Below are 17,277 nucleotides of genomic sequence, written 5' to 3' on the forward strand. Positions count from 1 at the left end.
ACCGCTATTCCGGAAAGGCTACCAGCTAAGGACGGCCACGATGAGGAAGGCAATCGAAAGAGCCAGTGCAATCAGCGAACCACCCTTCGAAGGCTTCCCTCCGTAGGTGAGATACTCTTCCGGGCTCTTAGGGTTGCCGAAACGGCCAGGGAGATCAGTTGGGGATGCGCCGCGTGAGATATCGCCAGTGACGACAGCATAAGTGATCGGATCCATGTTCGATCTGTTGTTGAAATCGTCCATCGGGGTTCTCCTAGCCTTTCCGTAGCGTTTTTACGCCAAAAAGACAATCATAGGATCAACGCTGCGAGGGGTTAGGAGTCGATTGCCGATTCGATTTGTATCAGCGATTGCGTGGGGTGCCAGAATCATACCAGAAGGGGAGCGGTTGCGCTGAATTCAAGCGAGCCGTTGAGAGCATGTTATCGAAGACTGACGCGACCTATCTCGATCTTCGAGAGCGCATTCTATTTGGCGAGCTCAAGGCTGGAGCACCGTACTCTGCCCAGGACATGGCTGCCTACTACGGGCTTCATATCAATATGGCGCGCAGGCTGCTGGTCGCCTTGAAGGTCGGCGGCTATCTTACCCGCTCGGGCACGTCCTATGTCATCTCAACATTCTCGCAGAGCCAAGTTGAGGAATGGCGCCTTTCGTTGGGCGCAATCGTCGAGATCGGAGCAGTACGGTTGGCGCAGTCCGGGGGTGGAACTCTTGGCCCGCTTGCGGCATTCATCGACGAACGCATTCGAAACGTCCCTGTGAAACACGAGGATTTTTTTCTTGGTGCCATGGGGCTGACGCATATCGTCCTGGGTGGCAAGGAAAGCACCCTTGCCAACCTTGTCTCGCAATTCATCCCCCAGGCGTTTTTCCGCCTCCTTTGGATGGCAGATTCTTATGCTGTCCGCACAGGATTTCTAGTGGAGGCGAGCGACCAGTTTCTTGGATCTGCCAGGTCAGGCGACCTTGCGGGCGTTCGCGCAGCTAGCCGGATCTTCTTCGATGGCATCGCCCCTTCGCTCCAGACGCTCATCGAAAAGATGGGCGAGGGCATCTATCCGGTCAACGACCGCCAGGATGGGTTTCAGACGATCGAGGACAACATAGCCGGGTATCCAACCTATGCGGGCAGCTCCCGCACATTCACGCCGATTATAGAGCCTTTGGAAGAGGTCGGTCAGGTAGCCCTGCCGCTTTGCTGAGTGAGGCCTCCTACGCGATCACGGGCTCTCTCGGGTGGAGCCGCATGGCGACAGCTTCGGCTGCACAGTCCCGCGGTTCGGGCGTCCCGATGAGGTCCACAATGACATTAGCTGAACGTTTCATGCCCTCGAGGTCGGCAGCCTCAAGTCGAGCCGCAACTGCATAGGCGACCGCCAAACTGGCGTGTTTGACGTAATCTTCCATGAGGCGAAGCTCGCCGGTGGCGCTGACGATCGCCAGCATCATCCTGTTATGAGCAAGGCTCGTCCCAATCGTGTCCCCGCCATCCGCTTCTTCGAGGAAGTTCTCAGCCAAGGCGCGGATAACAGGTAGTGCCGGCGCGCAGTCCATGGACGACAGCCTGATGATTGCCGCGGCTTCGATTGCCGCTAGTTCGGCTATCTTATCATCGAGTTGCTTGCCGCTGGGCTGGTACCATTTGAAACGGGCCCAGTCCGTCTTAATGAAACCGGTGCTCCGCAGTTCCGCAAATGCGGCGGCACCCCAGTCTGCGTCCATTCCCACGATCGCGGCAAGCGAAGCTGGGTCAGTGCCCTCATATCCGAACTTGGAACTGATGCTGCAGCGCCGAATTTGCTCCATGCACGCGTCAGGGCTGATCGCCATCCGCTTGGCAGCTTCCTGGTAGAGCTCAATCCGTTTCGCCATGCGGCAATAGTAGCATGACGGCAATTCTCATCAATCGGCCTTTGGCCAATCGCCTCCGTGTACCTCACGCTCGTATTTCGAAATACGCTTCCATGCGATGGCGATTTCGTCAAATCCATCGTTCGAGAACAAGCGTTCGCACAGGCGGTCGATTTCGTGCGGGTCGTTAGGCAAGCTCTCGTCCTCACGGTACTTTGCGACCGCGTCCATTACTTTCAGAGCGTCGTCGTAGTTTGCCATTCGGTGCTCGTTTCGACCCTGTGATCGGTCGCATTGCTGTGGACCGTATGTCAAGACTGTATCACTAACTATCAAGGGTTTGCCGGTTGTTCGATTGGGCGCATTGCCGGTTGCATTGGCGTCGAGGCAAGCCTGTCGCGTGAAAGCGTTAGACTGCGCTGCGTTGGGTCGCGCTCAGCATCAAAACCCTTGAGTCGGTATGGCGCTCCTCTGCGAGGCGGACCGCCGCAAATCTTATGACTAGTATCGTCACCTCCGCACATTGGCTGTTCAGATTCGCTACGAATCTGCTAGATGAACGTTGGGCTGAGATTCTAATGGGATATCATTTTGCGCTACAAAGCAGACATCGCAGGAGGCTCCCTAAAGCTCTACGAATCAAGAGTTATCGCCGGGTTGCTGCTCGAATCTGTTTCAGCGGAAAAATGGAAGCAAGCGATCGAAGTCGAGAATGTGCTGCAGAAAACATCTCTGGGGACAGCAAAGCGCCAGGCCAGCCTTATTCGAACACGCCTCAAAACAATGACGCCTGACCATTGGCGGTTGGTTCGAGATGGTTCGAAACCCTTGGCCACCCAATCCGTGTTTGCGGCAGCAATCTCGCACAGCCAGTTGCTGAAGGATTTTTTGCTGCTCTTTGTTTGCGACCAATTTCGCACTGGCAACCTGGAATTGACCCGTCGCCATTGGCGCACGTTTGTAGCTTCGTGCCGAGAGCGTGATCCTGAAATGCCGATCTGGACACAATCTACCACTGACAAATTGGGCGACAGTGTTTTTCAGATTCTGACGGAGGTTGGAATGCTTTCCGATGGTTCTAAACCATTGCTCCAGCGGGTTCATTACCAGCCTGAAATAATGAGTTATCTTCACGAGCATAAATGCGACGAAGTCGTTCGCGCTATGCAGGCTTTCATATGACAAACTTACAGGCTCGGCTCGATCGTATTCGAGATAGGATCACGTCCGAGGAATTTCTGCACGGTCGCGGCCTCGGTAATGATGTGCCTTTCTACGCGTTCGATTATCCCAGCGTGTCGGAGCAGCAAGTCAACAATCACATCGAATGGCTGCTTGAGGATCTTGCCCGGAAAACTGGACTTAAGATTGGCGTGGTCAACATGTTCGAGTTGGCCGTTGAGCAACTGAAGAAGCGTGACCTTTATGCGAAGGCATTGGCAATGGAGAAAGCCAAAGGGGTTAGCTCGTTGCTCAGTGCGCTCAAGGGTCCACTCGAGCCCGGGAAAATGGCGGCTGCCTTGCTGGATAAATTTGGCGGCATGACGCTCGACATGCTGTTTTTGACAGGCGTGGGCCCGGCATACCCGTTGATTAGGACACATAGCCTTCTCAACAACCTTCAACCTCTGTTGGGTAGCGTCCCTCTAGTGCTATTCTTTCCTGGGCGATTTAGCGGCCAGAGCCTTCAATTGTTCGGTGATATGCAAGAAACGCCGTACTATCGCGCATTTAGATTGGTGGATTGATGCTCATGAATATCGAAAGTATTTTCACCAAAGACATCAATCGTCCGATCAATGGTGTTATCAAGGCCGATCAGCGCGACAAAGCCTATAACGAACTTGAAGAGTACGTGATCACCAAAGAGGTGGATCGGCATTTGCGTCAGTTCGTAAACGCCTTTCTTCAGGGGATTGACAGCAGGAATGACGCTGAGGTTTCCGCAAGGATGGGCGTCTGGGTCTCCGGTTTTTTCGGATCAGGCAAATCCCATTTCATCAAGATTTTGTCCTACCTACTGGCCAATGATGCGGTTACGGAAGACGGCAAACCTGATCGTGTGCCCCTCGACTTCTTCATTGAGAAGGCCGCTGGCGACAGCGCCTTTCAGGGCGATTTGCGGCGAATGGCAAACGCCCAGACCGAGGTTATACTCTTCAACATTGATAGCAAGGCGGAACAAAATCACAGCCGGGATGCCATTCTTCAAGTTTTCCTGAAGGTTTTCAACGAGCACCTCGGATACTGTGGGGATCACCCGGAAGTCGCCCACATGGAGCGTTTTCTGGATGGCAAGGGGAAGTTCCAAGCATTTATCGATGTGCTGGCCGCCGACCATAACCTTGACTGGAGAGCGGAGCGCGATTCCTACCAATTCTATGGCTCGGAGGTCGCTGCGGCGCTGAGCAAGGTTCTCAGCCAACGGATCGAGGACCCTCAAGCGTGGATTGACAACCTCGATAAAGGTCTGGCCCTGACCATCGAGAACTTCGCCAAGTGGGTCAGGCAGTACCTTGATCAATCGGGCGGGGCAAAGCGCTTGGTCTTTCTTGCCGACGAGGTTGGCCAGTTCATCGGCGGCCAGTCCCAGCTCATGCTCAACCTCCAGACGATAACGGAAAATCTTGGTACTGTCTGCGATGGCCGGGCCTGGGTTGTGGTCACTTCGCAGGAGGACATTGAAGCGGTCGTTGGAGGAGCATTCGAGAAGGATCGCAGCAAGGACTTCTCGAAGATCCAGGGTCGGTTCACGACGCGCCTTTCACTTTCGGGAGCAAACGCGGATGAGGTCATTCAGCGACGTCTGCTCGAGAAGGCCCCCGCTGCCCAAGACGCCTTGAAAGCCTTGTTCCGCGAAAAGGGAGACATCCTACGCAATCAGATCACGTTTCGTGATTCAGGCATCACGCTGCGTTCCTTTGGTGATGCGGATGGTTTCGTCGAATGCTACCCATTCGCTCCATATCAATTCCTGCTGGTCCAGAAGATTTTCGAAGCCAGTCGTCAATTCGGCGCGACCGGCGGTCACCTTTCGAAGGGTGAGCGCTCAATGCTGGATGCATTCCAGACTGCTGCGAAGGCCATCAAGGACAAGCCTATCGGGGCGCTCGTCCCGCTGGACGCCTTTTACCCCGCAATTGAGAGCTTTCTGGAAGGTGTCGTCCGCACGGCGATCGGCAGGGTAGAGAACATTGCAGACCGCAGCGACTTTGATGCGCGAGTTCTGAAGACGCTGTTCCTCATTCGCTATGTCGAGGAAGTCCCTGCAAATATCGATAATTTGGTCACGTTTTTCGTGGACGAGGTCGACGCGGACAAGCGAGCGCTGAGGTCAGAGATTGAGCAGAGCCTGCTTCGGCTCGAGCGTGAAACGTTGATCAGCCGCAATGGCGATCTCTACTTCTTCCTGACGAACGAAGAGCGGGATATCAACAAGGAGATCAAAGATCAGGACTACAGCCAAGCGGACCTCAACCGCCTGCTTGGCGACGTCATTTTCGAAGACGTATTGCGAGATCGCCGTTATCGCCATGCCGCCAACGGGAAGGATTTCGATCTCACCCGGTTGATCGACCTGACGCCCTTTGGCAACCGGGTAGAGGGCAGCTTGATCCTCTCGGTTCTGACCCCTCTGGCGCCAGACTTTGGCACCTTCAACGACGCGCGGTGCATCGAGTTGAGTGTGGATGGCTCCGTCGGGCAGGTCGTCGTCAAGTTGCGCGACGATCAGAAGCTGTCAGACGAGTGTCCCCCGTCAGCACCAATGGCACAGATTTGAGGTTGTGATTTAAGGAGGGTTGGGGCTTCGTCGTAGTGACGAAGGAACGAAGATGAAGACCCAACCCTCCGTGAAAAAATCCCCTCCCAAGAAGGCCCCAGCTGAGCGGGTGGTCAAGGATATCCGCCGAGCAACCCGGCGCCATTTCTCTGCCGAAGAAAAGATCCGCATCGTGCTGGACGGCCTGCGTGGTGAGGACAGCATCGCAGAGCTGTGCCGCAAGGAAGGCATCGCCCAGAGCCTGTATTACACTTGGTCGAAGGAGTTTATGGAAGCAGGTAAGCGCCGGTTGGCCGGTGATACCGCCCGTGCCGCGACCACTGGCGAGGTGCAGGATCTGCGCCGCGAAGCCCGCGCCCTGAAGGAATCCGTGGCCGACCTGACGCTGGAAAACCGTTTGCTCAAAAAAAGCATGATCGCGGATGGGGGCGACGAAGAATGAGGTATCCCGCATCCGAGAAGCTCGAGATCATCAGGATCGTCGAGCAGTCCCACCTGCCTGCCAAGCGAACGCTGGACCAACTCGGCATCGCCCGGCGGACGTTCTACCGCTGGTATGACCGCTACCTCGCAGGCGGCCCGGAGGCGTTGGCGGATCGGCCATCGGCTCCAGGCCGGGTGTGGAACCGGATCGCGCCCGAGGTGCAGGACCAGATCGTCGAAATGGCGCTGGAGCAGTCCGAGCTGTCACCGCGCGAACTGGCGGTGCGATTTACCGATGAGCGCCAATACTTTGTGTCCGAAGCTACGGTTTACCGCCTGCTCAAGGCCCACGATCTGATCACCAGCCCGGCATACGTCGTGGTGAAAGCGGCTGATGCGTTCCATACCAAGACGACCCGGCCGAACGAGATGTGGCAGACCGATTTTACCTACTTCAAGATCATCGGGTGGGGCTGGATGTATCTCTCCACCGTGCTCGACGACTTCTCGCGCTACATCATCGCCTGGAAGTTGTGCACCAACATGCGGGCCGAGGATGTGACCGACACGCTGGATGTAGCGTTGGTCGCATCCGGATGCGACAGCGCCACGGTGTTGCACAAGCCCCGGCTGCTCAGCGACAATGGTCCCAGCTACATCGCGGGCGAACTGGCTGAATACATCGAGGCCAACAAGATGAGCCACGTGCGCGGCGCCCCGATGCACCCCCAGACCCAGGGCAAGATCGAGCGCTGGCACCAGACCCTTAAAAACCGCATCCTGCTCGAGAACTACTTCCTGCCCGGCGACCTTGAGGCCCAGATCGAGACCTTCGTCGAGCACTACAACCACCGCCGATACCACGAGAGCCTAAACAACGTGACGCCCGCAGACGCCTACTTCGGCAGGGCACCAGCCATCATCAAACAACGCGAAAGGATCAAGCGACAGACCATTGAACATCGGCGCTTGCAACACCGTAAGCTCGCCGCCTAAAACCCAACAACAGACGAGGCCCGCACTCCGCTAATTTACGCCGCGACCTGTGCCAAATGTTCTGACGACGGACAGTCGAGGCAGGCTTTCAGGCCTGGTCGGTCGTCGCGCGCGCCGGATGCCTTGTCGGTATGGAGATGCCGATGATCGACCCCGGTTGCGACGAGCGCGTCCCGCTGGAGATCGACCGTTTGGCGGTCATCGGTCGTTGACACCCGCATATATCCGACCAGCATGTACGACAAACGTAAGCGTGAGCTGGAGGCCGCAGATCAGGCGGCTTCGGCGATCGGTTGCTGATCTGGCTGCCAGTTCCAAGGCATGAGTTCATCCCAGCGCGTGGCAGGCCAGTCGCCAGAGATCTTGGCGATGACATCGGCGATGTAGGCCTGCGGTTCGAGGCCATTGAGCTTGGCGGTCTCGATGATGGAGTAGATGGCGGCGGCCCGATCACCGCTCGCCTTTGATCCTGCAAACAGCCAGTTGGACACTTCGAAGAACCGCTCGTTTTCGCTCATGATGAGCGTATCCGGGGTGGAGCCTGCGTGATGGCGGCGCTTTCTTGGCCGTAGCGGGATCGATTTGCTTCTACATTGGCCGATTTTGGCTGTTTTCCGGCCCGGTCGGGTGCACTCTGCCCCTCAAGTGGGCGCACTTCTCCTCTCGAGCCAGACGAGCCGCTGGAAGTTATAAGCCAGGTTGGCCATGCCGATCTTGATACGTGCACGGGCGATGCCGATGGTGCGCACCACGAGGCGCATGCGATGCTTCTGGCTTGCGAAGACGTGCTCGACGGCTGAGCGGACTGCCGATCGCTTCGCGTTGGCGCGCGCGATGCGCTCGGGCATGGCGCGGCGATGCGGCTTTCGCTGGTGAATGTTGCTGGTGAACATGCCCTTGGCCAGGAAGGCCTCGTTCTTCTTGGAGCGGTACGCGGTGTCGGCCCACACGCCCGAGGCGGTGTTGCCCGGGCTGATCAGGACCGGCAGCCGTGCGCCATCGTGCGCATTGGCGGCGCTGGCATCCCAGGTGCGGATCAGGCCATGGGCCCGGTCGATGCCTATATGGTTCTTGTAGCCGAACATGGGGATGGCGAGATCTACCGGCTTGAACGCCTTTGGATCAGCGCCGTCCGTCACCTTGGCTTTGGTGTACTTGACGCTCCAGCGCGCATCGCGGTCCTTCTGCCTGAGCTTGGCTGGTTTGTCCTTCCAGTGCTCGGGAATCCTCCCTTCCTTAATCGCCGCCTTCTCCTCCTGGGTGTTGCGCTGCTTGGGCGCTGGCACCACGGTGGCATCGATGATCTGGCCGCCCATGGCGAGATAGCCTCGATCGGTGAGCGCGGCATCGAAGCGAGCGAAGAGCTTTTCGATCGCCCTGGCCTTCACCAGGCGCTCGCGGAACAGCCACACCGTCGTTGCATCCGGCACCGTCCCGTCGAGGCCAAGGCCAAGGAAGCGCTGAAACGACAGACGATCCTTGATCTGGAACTCCGTGGCCTCGTCCGACAGCGAGTAGAGGGCCTGCAACACCAGGATTTTGAACATCAGAACCGGGTCGAACGGTGGCCGCCCACCTTTGCCACGAGGACTGCGGCGTAGCGCCGCCACAAGCGGTCCGCGGAACACCTCGAAATCGACCACTGCCACCAAGCGCTCGAGTGGATCTCTTGCAGCGCTCAGCGCCTCGTATCGGTCCGAAAGATCGAAGAAACCCGGCTGTCCCGCCATCACCGCCTCCGCTGTCGCGCAGAGCCAATGAATCAGCTCAGGCCCCTATGCGCCAGCGGTTTTTCGAGGCGTCCAGTTTTTGCGACCCAAGGCCACGCAGCGCATGGCGCGCTCGGCAATGTTGTTGTCGATTTCCAGGCGCCCATCGTCGAGAAAGCGCGTCAGCGCGACCCAGCGCTTGCGGCCATAGGCGATCGCCTTGGCCATCTCGGACTTGGGTGAGAGACGGCGCAGGGCATCGTCGAGTGCCTGGCGCAGTTCGTCGATCAATGGCTGGGTGCGGTCCTGTCGGCTTCGTCGTCGGATATCAGGCTGGTGGCCGCGAACCTGTGCCTCGATCTCATAGAGCTGACCGATGCGTTCAAGCAGATCAGTGGTGAGCGGTGTCGGCTTGGTTGCGTGGATGTCGAATATCTTGCGCCGGAAATGCGCCCAGCAGGCGACCTCGGTGACGCGGTTGGTGTCGTAGAGCTTGTCGTATCCGGCATAGCCATCGGCCTGCAGATAGCCGGTGAAACTGGCCAGCTGCCGTTGGGGATGTGCGCCGGTGCGATCGGTGGTGAACGCATACCAGACCAGCGGCGGGGTCATGGCACCGCAGCCCCGATCGTCGACGGCATAGGCCCAGAGCCTGCCGGTGGCCGTCTTGCCCCGTCCCGGATCGAGCATGGGAACCGGCGTATCGTCGGTATGGATCTTCGAGGCGGTCAAGCCGACCTCGCGAATGCGACTGACGATCGGGTCGAGCAGCACGGATGCCTGGCTGACCCAGCCTGCCAGCGTCGAGCGGTCGATCTCGATGCCCTGTGCGGTCATGATCTCGGCCTGGCGGTATAACGGAAGGTGATGGTCGAACTTCGAGACGACGACGTGGGCCAGGGTGCCGAAGGTCGCCTTGCCCCGCGCTATCGCCTTTACCGGCGCGGGCGCCTGCACGATCTTCTCGCAGGACCGGCAGCTATACTTGGGCCGGATGGTCCGAACGACGCGCCACTGCACCGGCACGGCATCAAGCATCTCGTCGCTATCCTGCCCCAGCGGCCGTAGCGCGCCGCCGCAGTCCGGACAGGCGCAGTTACCCTGCTCGGGCTCGATCCGCTGCTCCTCGCGCGGCAGATGAGCTGGCAGCGTCCGAACCGGTGATGGCCGATCGACGGCTACTGGATCGCCTCGACGCGCGGCGGAGACGATGGCCTCGCCTTCGAGTTCTTCGAGCGCCAGCTCAAGCTGAGCGATCTGGGTATCGAGCTTCTCGGACGACTTGCCGAACTGCATCCGCTTGAGGCGCGCAATCTGCACGCGCAGCGTATCGATCAGGATGTCGCGGGCGGAAATATCGGCGTGGGCAGCTGCCAATGCAGCTTCAAGCTCGGCGATCCGAGCGTCTTTATCAGGGGTGGAAAGGCCTGCGTCCGACACCACGATCATATAGCAGATCGATGGTCGAAACGCTAATAAAAGCACCAGAAAATGGGCGTTTTACCCCGCCAATGAAGGAGTGAAAGTGCGTTCAGGTCGCCGCCAGTCGATGCCTTCCAAGAGCATCGAAAGCTGCGCCGCCGTCATCACCACTGACCCCGTCTTGGTCGACGGCCACACGAAGCGCCCCCGGTCCATCCGCTTGGAAAACAGACACATGCCCTGGCCGTCGTACCAAAGCAGCTTCACCAGATCGCCGCGCTTGCCCCGGAAAGCGAACAGCGCACCGGAATGGGGGCTCTGCTCCAGAACCTGCTGCGTCATCACCGCCAGGCCGTCGAAACCCTTACGCATGTCGGTCGCACCGCAGGCCAGGAAGATCCGCGTCGATGGCGGTAGCGGGATCATCGGGTCAGGACGCCGATAACCCGCGACAGCGCATCGGCATCGACCATGGCATCCACGGTCACCTTGATGCCCGAGGGCAGCTCGATGCCAATCACGCTGCCGCTGCGCGCCGCGAGCGTTGGGGCGGGCAAGGCTGGCTGCTCGCTGATCTGCACCTCCGCAAAAACGGGCTCGATCGGCTTGTGCACCCCGGCCAGTTCACCGGACATCGCCTGGCGCCGCCACGTGTAGATCGATCCGCTGCCGACATTATGGCGTTCACAGGCCGCGCGCACGCAGCCCTCCGGGCCAAATGCATCCCGCAGCACGGCCAGCTTCTGATCCACCGTCCAGCGCCGCCGGCCCGACACCCGGCTAACGACTTCTATCCGACTACTCATACGACCGCTCGTATGAGTAGTCGCTGCACAGCTCGCTCTATCCCCGATCTCGTCCGACACCCGCCACCCCGCTCAAAGAGCGGCAATCATCCCGGCGAATGCCCGGCATGCAAGGCGGCCGTCAGACCCCGCTTACCGACAAACCCTCGAAAGCATGTTTTCGAACACCCTATCAAAGCGACAGGGTTTGTCGATCGTTATGGGCTGAGGCGGGTATGGTTCGGCAAAAGCGCAGGTCCGGAGCGTCGCCTATCACCTGTTTGCCGTCACGCGTCTGCTGTCCGTATGGACGCAAGTAGAAGGCACGCTGATGCCGCAAGAAGCACCAGGTCCTTCAACAGGAACTGTCCGGTTCCGGCCGAAATCGCCGGGAACCCGCCAGCGGTCGGCTCGGCGACGCCAGGCGTGCTCAGGAAAAACGTCAGTGTCACGGCATAAGTCAGGCATGACATCGCCGCGCCGAGAGCGGAGGCCGTCTTGTTGAAAGCACCGATAATCAGCGCAGCGGCCGTCGCGAGCTCGACGGTGCCTATAAAATAGCTTCCACCCTGCACCCCAAAAACGGCCGGAATCCAGCTCATGATCGGACTGTTCTTCATCAATGGCGCGATGCCCATCGCTTCATAGCTCGTGAATTTCATGCAACCGAACCAGAGAAAGATGACCACCAGCGCCCAGCGCAGCAACGCGAGAGACCCGCGAGAGCCGGTCGTCTTTTCAGCTATGTGTAATGTCGAAAACATGGTGCCTCGCTTTCATCATGGCGCATGACCTGCCTTCATGCTTAGACAGGCGTGATATATGCGCTGCGCATACACTATACGCCGTCAATGAATGAGGCAACCCTTTGAACGTACTCTCGGACCGGCTCGTCAATCTGTTCGGCGCCCTCGCAGTGGGCATCACCGATCGAATTAAGAAGGCGGCATTCGACCCGACGATACCCGGCGGTGGCGAAACCACCGCGGCGATCGTCGTCATCGGTCACGCGACCGGTCTTTCGATCGACGAATTAGGACGGGTGCTAGGCTTGTCCCACGCGGGGACGGTGCGGCTTGTCGATCGATTGGTTGCAGCCGGGTTCGCCGTTCGATCCAAAGCGCTACGGGACCGTCGTGCAGTAGCGCTGATGCTCACTGAGGCAGGCGAGACTCGCCTATCTGCGATCCTGCAACGAAGAAACGAGACTTTATCCGAAATCCTTAGCCATGTCTCGAATGCTGACCGCCTCGTGCTGGAACGTATTGCCGAGACAATACTTGCGCAGATGTCTGACGACGCTGTCTCGGCGCTGACGATATGCCGGCTCTGCGACGAGAGGCGATGCTACAACTGTCCGATGGATGCCTTTGGAATGCTGGAGTCGTCGACGCATAGAGTCGACCCATAAGTGCGCGCAGAGACGCTTAGCGTATATCTGTGCCCGTTCTATGTCCTGACCCCAAATTGGCCCGTCTCCGTCCCAGACCGCGATCGGGGTGCAAACAAAGGCAGCGGCGGCGGCAAAAATGGTGGCGGGCATGATCTCTTCTTCTATCATACTGCGATGACAGTTGAAGATTCCTGAAGGCTGGGAGGCGTGTATTTGTAACCTGTATCGCATGACCAAGAGCTCGGCCGAGGTCGCTGGGTTGTTCAACGCCGCGCCCGCTGCAGCGAGCAACGCGCCGGGAGAGATCTATCCAGGGTATCCCGGGTTGGTCGTGGCCAACGGATCGATCCGATCGATGGTGTGGGGCTTTCCGCTGTCGCTGAAGAGCAAGAAGTCGGGCCAGCCTCTAAAGCCGAAACCGGTCAACAACGCCCGCACCGACAAGCTGAGCCAGTTCTTCTGGCGGGACAGCTTCGAGAAGCGACGTTGCCTCATCCCCCTTACCGCGTGGGCGGAGGCCGAGGGTCCCCGAGGATCCATGACGCGCACCTGGCTGTCGCTGCCGGACGCGGAGTTGTTCGCCGTCGCCGGCGTATGGCGGTCTTCGGATGAATGGGGTGATTGCTATTCGATGGTGATGAAGGATGGCACTGGTGCCGCGGCCGAAGTCCATTCCCGGATGCCGGTTATTTTGCGAGGCGACCAATATCCGATATGGGAACACGGCTCAGCCGCTGAAGCGTTGACCCTATGCGAGCTGCCATACCAGAGAGATATCAAAGTCGATCGAACGACGGTGCCCTGGGTGCGGACGGGCCGCTAGAATGCACTACTGTCCGGAAGCGAGCTTGGATGCCATGCGCTGGATGGTTCGATAGACTGTTGGGCGCGAAACCGAGAATAACTCGCTCAGCTCACTGATCGAGTGCTCGCCTCCTTCATGCAGCTGGTGCAGATGGCGCTGCTGGCGGTCGGTCAGCTTGGGGGGCTTGCCCTTCAACTTTCCCTTCGCCTTGGCGACCTTCATACCTTCCCGCGTCCTCATCCGGATCAGGTCAGCTTCGAATTCAGCGAAGGTGGCGAGGATGTTGAAGAACATCTTGCCCATAGGATCGCTCGGGTCGTGGATCTGTCGGCCGAGGGCGAGGGCAACACCGCGCTTCTCGAGCTCCTCGGCGATCGCCCGCGCATCGGGGACCGATCGGGCTAGGCGGTCGAGCTTCGGTGCGACCAAGGTATCGCCGGCACGGACGGCGGCGAGTGCCTGCGCAAGCCCTGGCCGATCGCGCGAAGTGCCGGTGAGGCCGTGATCGGTATAGATCCGGTCGGCCGACACACCGAGCTCGGCGAGAGCATGGCGTTGGGCCGTCAAATCCTGCTTGTCGGTTGAACACCGTGCGTATCCGATCAAAGTCCCGGTCATCTGTAACGCTTAGCGCCCCATCAATGAGAATCTAGTCGTACTACCTTAATGAGACGGACTGGTCGACCCCGATTTTGGAGGACGAAAGCCAAATTCTATTGATTGGCGATCGGGCCAAATTTTGTGTCCGTTGAGCGACCCCCTATCGTACAACCAAATTTCTTATGGCGTTGCGTCCTATCTGATTGTGTGCCACTTTTTAAACCGTGGCATATTTGGTCTAAGGTTCAACGTGTGATGACGGCTATTGATCTGAAGGTGGCTGCCAATGGGCGAATGGTTCTTCCGAAGTCCGTGCGCGAAGCAATGGGCTTGTCGGGCGATACGAAGGTGACCGCGATCGTAGAAGCGGGTGGCGTCCGACTTGTGCCCATCGGCCATCGTGTGATGCGCGCACGCGAGCTGTACCTGCAGGCGGTCAAGTCGCCGCGCACCACCGAAGACTTCCTACGCGACAGGCGTGAAGAGGCCGGGCACGACGAAGCGAGCATTAGCGATCCTGCCCCACGAGCGAGGTGGTGCTGGATGCATCGGCCGTGCTGGCGCTTCTGCGTGACGAGCCGGGGGCGGACATCGTTGCCGGCCACATGCCCAGAAGCGGACCAGCCGCAAACGACCCGTTGCAGACATTCGGCGGCATCCTTGTTAGCGGGCAAGCTCAGCGGCCTTGCAGTTTCATATTGAGGAATCAGCCCACCTGATGACAAATGTTCTTGTCCTCTATGGCCTGCCGCACTCGCTCTATACCGGCAAGGTTCGCAGTTACTTGCGCAAGCAGGGCATCGGCTACCGTGAGAGACCGCCCAGCGACCCCCATTTCGCGCAAGTAGTGGTGCCGAGAATCGGGCGGGGCATCATCCCGGTCGTGGAGCTTGCCGATGGTAGCGTCGTGCAAGATACCGTCGACATCATCGATCACTTCGAACGCGCCGGTGTGCGCTATTCTGCCTATCCGAAGACGCCGCGCCAACTCGCAGTCGCGCACCTGTTCGAACTCTATTCGGTGCTTGGCCTGACGCGACATGCCATGCACTACCGCTGGTCCTACCTCGATAGACAGAAAGCTTTTCTGCAAGATGCTTTCGGGGTCGGCGGCAATGCCGAGCGCACCGCCTCGGTGATGGCGCGGATGAACAGCTATCTGCCAATGCTGGGCGTGTCGGACGAGACAATCCCGGCAATCGAGGAAAGCTATCGCCAGCTACTTCAAGGGCTCGACGCACATTTCACACAGCATCCCTATCTGGTTGGCACCCAGCCTTCGATCGGCGACTATTCGCTTTTTGGCCCGTTGTTCGCTCATCTTGGGCGCGATCCGGTTCCGCTCGCAATCATGCAGCGCGACGCGCCCAAAGTTCATCGCTGGGTCGAACGCATGCATGCGCCCGATCTCGACCTTGTGGAATATAACCTAGAGGGCGAACATGGTTTTGCTGCCGGTGATGAGATCCCGGCGTCGCTAAGTCCGGTGCTAGATCAGATCGCTGTCGAACTGCTGCCCGGCCTGACCGATAGGCTGAAGTTTCTGCGCGCTTACGTCGCCAGCGGCGCCGCCAAACCTGGCCAGCCCGTCACCTCCAAACCGCATCAGCGGATCGTCGGCGAAGTGGAAACGTCATTCCGCGGCATCCCCTATACGGGAGGGGTACAGCCCTACACTTTCCTTCTTTGGCAACGATTGCAGGACGCGGCAGCAGATAGCGAATCCGTACGAGACCTATTTGCCGCGCGTTCCCTCTCAGCCCTTCTCGAGGAGAAGCTGCCCATCAGGATCAGGCGCGCCGACAATATCGAAGTGTGGGACGAACGGAGCGACTGACTGCCCCAACTACTCATTTAAGGAAACCGCTACTCATGGCCGCTTTCCACCCAGTTGCGGACATTCGCCTGGGCAGAATTCCTTACCGCAAGCTGCCGTCAATTAGGCTCATCCTGATCGAATTCGCTGGCATCCGAGCTCGAGTAGACTTCCTTGGCGGCTTGCATCCCGTTCAACGCTGCTGGAAATCCGGCATACACGCTCATCTGGATGATAATTTCCTCGATCTCGCTCTTCGTAAGACCGACATTGAGTCCGGCTTGGATGTGGACCTTCAACTGGGGCTGTGCCGTGCCCATCGCCGTAAGGGCTGCGATCGTCGCGATCTCTCGTTCGCGGAGGCCAAGACCGGGCCGTGCGTAGATATCGGCGAACGGGTATTCGATGGTGTAGCGGGCAAGATCCGGCGATATGTCCTTTAAGCTTTCAACCACCTTCTCTCCGGCTTCACCGTCGATTCTGCGAAGATTCTCGAGGCCTCTTTCGAACCTGTCAGTCATGACCATTCCTTCATTAAGCGAGTTGCCAGCGAATGCATCGCTGGAGCAAGCAGCAGACTGATGAGGGGAACAAGGATTGCCGTCAGAATGAGTGTCTGAAATCCAAGCGCCATATCGCTCGCGATGAACCCCAGCAGCTTGAGCATCCCGGTCACAAGCGGCCATACGACGAGCCAGACGAGCATGGTCCGCAATATAACGATCCGGAATGTCATTTGTCGGCTGCTGGATCGGGACGATGAAGGATGGCGAAGTATCCCGGCAGAACCTCGTCGAGCTTGGCTTTCCCCGAGAGAGTAAGGGTCACGTTCCGGGAGCGAGCATCTTCTGAGTTTTCCGAAATCGCGATCAGGCCAGCCCGTTCCAAGCCCTGCAAGGTGCGCGTGACGACGGGCCGCGATACGTCCAGCCTTTCGGCAATTTCACTTGCAGCGAGGCAGTTTCGCTCGGGTTCGCGGTCGATAAGGATCATCATCAAAAAGCGAAGCTGCGAGAGGTCATGGCGCGCGAAGTATGCTTCCAGCTCGCGGATCAGCAGGCTCGCGCGTCGCATCAACCGAAGCGCGTCGAGCACTCTGTCGACATCGACATCGGCGAATTGGTCGGCATAACCGTCGACCATTTGTCGGCTGGGAAGTTCTTTAAGAAAGAACATCAGCCTTACCGAACCGGACGGAGATGAAGGATTTGCGGCTCTTCTGCCAGCCAGTCCCGGTAGGCTTCAAAGACGGCCCGGGTGTATGGTTGATCGTGGTGCGATGCCAGTGCGGCCTCGTCTCGCCATTCCTCATAGAGATACAGTGTTCCGTCCTGTGCATTTTCGCTGAGACGAAACTCCATGCAGCCGGGTTCGGCGCGCGTCTGTTCGATGATCTCGCAGATGGCCTCGCGCGCCTTGTTGTAGTGCGTTGGATGTGGCGCGATCCGTGCGATGATGTTCAACTGATGGATCATGACATTCCTTTAGTTATCATGCTAACTATATAATTCAGGGTGATGGCTGGTCAAGTCCAGAACTTCCTGAAAGCAGACCGTCCGCTAACCACCCGATTCTGTTGAAAAACTCGGCCTTGCAATGGCGCTAAAGTATTGATTCTATCTCTCCGCAGGTAGGCGGAGATGTCGGGATGATGGGCGAGCGGACGGTGGCGCAGGAGGCGCTGTTTTACAGC

The 17,277-nt window shown here is 58.6% G+C and carries 21 protein-coding genes and 3 pseudogenes; 9 read left to right on the top strand and 15 right to left on the bottom strand.

What is annotated here, in order from left to right:
* Window positions 1-18 precede the first annotated feature (18 nt).
* The gene (locus GR702_RS19965) at window positions 19-243 is read right to left on the bottom strand and encodes a hypothetical protein (RefSeq protein WP_058539808.1); all 225 of its coding nucleotides are present in this window, start codon (window positions 241-243) and stop codon (window positions 19-21) included.
* Between the two features lie 176 nt (window positions 244-419).
* On the opposite strand from GR702_RS19965, the gene GR702_RS19970 reads away from it, so the two are divergent.
* Window positions 420-1,205, top strand: coding sequence for a hypothetical protein (locus tag GR702_RS19970; protein WP_058539809.1), 786 nt, complete (start codon window positions 420-422; stop codon window positions 1,203-1,205).
* A gap of 10 nt (window positions 1,206-1,215) precedes the next feature.
* Here the strand turns inward: GR702_RS19970 and GR702_RS19975 are convergent, their stop codons facing one another.
* Together GR702_RS19975 and GR702_RS19980 are read right to left on the bottom strand one after the other, a co-directional pair.
* Window positions 1,216-1,875, bottom strand: coding sequence for a hypothetical protein (locus GR702_RS19975; protein WP_058539810.1), 660 nt, complete (start codon window positions 1,873-1,875; stop codon window positions 1,216-1,218).
* 30 nt (window positions 1,876-1,905) lie between these two features.
* Window positions 1,906-2,115 carry a hypothetical protein gene (locus tag GR702_RS19980; protein WP_058539811.1) on the bottom strand — a complete coding sequence of 70 codons (210 nt, stop codon included), beginning with the start codon at window positions 2,113-2,115 and terminating at the stop codon, window positions 1,906-1,908.
* Window positions 2,116-2,445: 330 nt separating this feature from the next.
* On the opposite strand from GR702_RS19980, the gene GR702_RS19985 reads away from it, so the two are divergent.
* The 4 genes from GR702_RS19985 to GR702_RS20000 all read left to right on the top strand — a co-directional run bounded on the left by GR702_RS19985 (window position 2,446) and on the right by GR702_RS20000 (window position 7,054).
* Window positions 2,446-3,036 (top strand): DUF1819 family protein, encoded by a 591-nt coding sequence (locus tag GR702_RS19985; RefSeq protein ID WP_196490380.1) that lies wholly within the window; start codon window positions 2,446-2,448, stop codon window positions 3,034-3,036.
* Window positions 3,033-3,602: a DUF1788 domain-containing protein gene (locus GR702_RS19990; protein WP_066114666.1), complete on the top strand. Its 570-nt coding sequence runs from the start codon at window positions 3,033-3,035 to the stop codon at window positions 3,600-3,602. Before GR702_RS19985 ends, GR702_RS19990 begins: the two co-directional genes overlap by 4 nt.
* 5 nt (window positions 3,603-3,607) lie before the next feature.
* Entirely contained in the window at window positions 3,608-5,635 is a 2,028-nt protein-coding gene (gene brxC / locus GR702_RS19995) for a BREX system P-loop protein BrxC (RefSeq protein ID WP_160987331.1), read from the top strand.
* A gap of 52 nt (window positions 5,636-5,687) precedes the next feature.
* Window positions 5,688-7,054 (top strand): IS3 family transposase gene (locus GR702_RS20000; protein WP_160987332.1). Its coding sequence is split into 2 segments (ribosomal slippage): window positions 5,688-6,039 and window positions 6,039-7,054, totalling 1,368 coding nucleotides; the frame shifts between segments, so codons are not numbered across the junction.
* A gap of 74 nt (window positions 7,055-7,128) precedes the next feature.
* Here GR702_RS20000 and GR702_RS20005 read toward each other — a convergent pair.
* The 7 genes and pseudogenes from GR702_RS20005 to GR702_RS20035 all read right to left on the bottom strand — a co-directional run.
* A pseudogene (locus GR702_RS20005) lies at window positions 7,129-7,290 on the bottom strand (recombinase family protein); the annotation flags it as partial.
* A 36-nt stretch (window positions 7,291-7,326) separates the two neighbouring features.
* Window positions 7,327-7,539, bottom strand: a pseudogene (locus GR702_RS20010) (transposase domain-containing protein); the annotation flags it as partial.
* 156 nt (window positions 7,540-7,695) lie between these two features.
* Window positions 7,696-8,784, bottom strand: coding sequence for an IS5 family transposase (locus tag GR702_RS20015; RefSeq protein ID WP_160987334.1), 1,089 nt, complete (start codon window positions 8,782-8,784; stop codon window positions 7,696-7,698).
* Between the two features lie 69 nt (window positions 8,785-8,853).
* Window positions 8,854-10,212 (bottom strand): annotated as a pseudogene (tnpC, locus tag GR702_RS20020) (IS66 family transposase); the annotation flags it as partial.
* Between the two features lie 51 nt (window positions 10,213-10,263).
* Window positions 10,264-10,611, bottom strand: a complete 348-nt coding sequence (gene tnpB, locus GR702_RS20025) for an IS66 family insertion sequence element accessory protein TnpB (protein ID WP_006957496.1) — start codon at window positions 10,609-10,611, stop codon at window positions 10,264-10,266.
* On the bottom strand, window positions 10,608-10,991 hold the full coding sequence (gene tnpA / locus GR702_RS20030; RefSeq protein ID WP_160987335.1) for an IS66-like element accessory protein TnpA: 384 nt from the start codon (window positions 10,989-10,991) through the stop codon (window positions 10,608-10,610). The genes tnpB and tnpA overlap by 4 nt, the downstream gene beginning before the upstream one ends.
* Before the next feature lie 266 nt (window positions 10,992-11,257).
* Entirely contained in the window at window positions 11,258-11,734 is a 477-nt protein-coding gene (locus tag GR702_RS20035) for a YkgB family protein (protein ID WP_010339850.1), read from the bottom strand.
* 104 nt (window positions 11,735-11,838) lie between these two features.
* On the opposite strand from GR702_RS20035, the gene GR702_RS20040 reads away from it, so the two are divergent.
* Complete coding sequence (locus GR702_RS20040; RefSeq protein WP_010339851.1) at window positions 11,839-12,381, top strand: MarR family winged helix-turn-helix transcriptional regulator; 543 nt, start codon at window positions 11,839-11,841, stop codon at window positions 12,379-12,381.
* A 193-nt stretch (window positions 12,382-12,574) separates the two neighbouring features.
* Window positions 12,575-13,186 (top strand): SOS response-associated peptidase, encoded by a 612-nt coding sequence (locus GR702_RS20045; RefSeq protein WP_066114288.1) that lies wholly within the window; start codon window positions 12,575-12,577, stop codon window positions 13,184-13,186.
* 6 nt (window positions 13,187-13,192) lie between these two features.
* Here GR702_RS20045 and GR702_RS20050 read toward each other — a convergent pair whose 3' ends face one another.
* On the bottom strand, window positions 13,193-13,786 hold the full coding sequence (locus GR702_RS20050; protein ID WP_053556549.1) for a recombinase family protein: 594 nt from the start codon (window positions 13,784-13,786) through the stop codon (window positions 13,193-13,195).
* 237 nt (window positions 13,787-14,023) lie between these two features.
* On the opposite strand from GR702_RS20050, the gene GR702_RS22820 reads away from it, so the two are divergent.
* Window positions 14,024-14,470, top strand: a complete 447-nt coding sequence (locus GR702_RS22820; protein ID WP_419470498.1) for an AbrB/MazE/SpoVT family DNA-binding domain-containing protein — start codon at window positions 14,024-14,026, stop codon at window positions 14,468-14,470.
* Window positions 14,471-14,486: 16 nt separating this feature from the next.
* On the top strand, window positions 14,487-15,605 hold the full coding sequence (locus GR702_RS20055) for a glutathione S-transferase family protein (RefSeq protein ID WP_062342978.1): 1,119 nt from the start codon (window positions 14,487-14,489) through the stop codon (window positions 15,603-15,605).
* 98 nt (window positions 15,606-15,703) lie between these two features.
* Here GR702_RS20055 and GR702_RS20060 read toward each other — a convergent pair whose 3' ends face one another.
* The 4 genes from GR702_RS20060 to GR702_RS20075 form a co-directional block, all read right to left on the bottom strand.
* The gene (locus tag GR702_RS20060; RefSeq protein ID WP_081096823.1) at window positions 15,704-16,105 is read right to left on the bottom strand and encodes a carboxymuconolactone decarboxylase family protein; all 402 of its coding nucleotides are present in this window, start codon (window positions 16,103-16,105) and stop codon (window positions 15,704-15,706) included.
* Window positions 16,102-16,320, bottom strand: coding sequence for a putative antibiotic biosynthesis monooxygenase (locus GR702_RS20065; protein WP_066119272.1), 219 nt, complete (start codon window positions 16,318-16,320; stop codon window positions 16,102-16,104). The genes GR702_RS20060 and GR702_RS20065 overlap by 4 nt, the downstream gene beginning before the upstream one ends.
* Window positions 16,317-16,679, bottom strand: a complete 363-nt coding sequence (locus tag GR702_RS20070; protein ID WP_224801818.1) for a MarR family winged helix-turn-helix transcriptional regulator — start codon at window positions 16,677-16,679, stop codon at window positions 16,317-16,319. Before GR702_RS20070 ends, GR702_RS20065 begins: the two co-directional genes overlap by 4 nt.
* A gap of 86 nt (window positions 16,680-16,765) precedes the next feature.
* Window positions 16,766-17,059: a putative quinol monooxygenase gene (locus GR702_RS20075; protein ID WP_062342971.1), complete on the bottom strand. Its 294-nt coding sequence runs from the start codon at window positions 17,057-17,059 to the stop codon at window positions 16,766-16,768.
* Between the last annotated feature and the right edge of the window lie 218 nt (window positions 17,060-17,277).

Source organism: Novosphingobium silvae (genome assembly GCF_009856825.1).
Taxonomy (GTDB): domain Bacteria; phylum Pseudomonadota; class Alphaproteobacteria; order Sphingomonadales; family Sphingomonadaceae; genus Novosphingobium; species Novosphingobium silvae.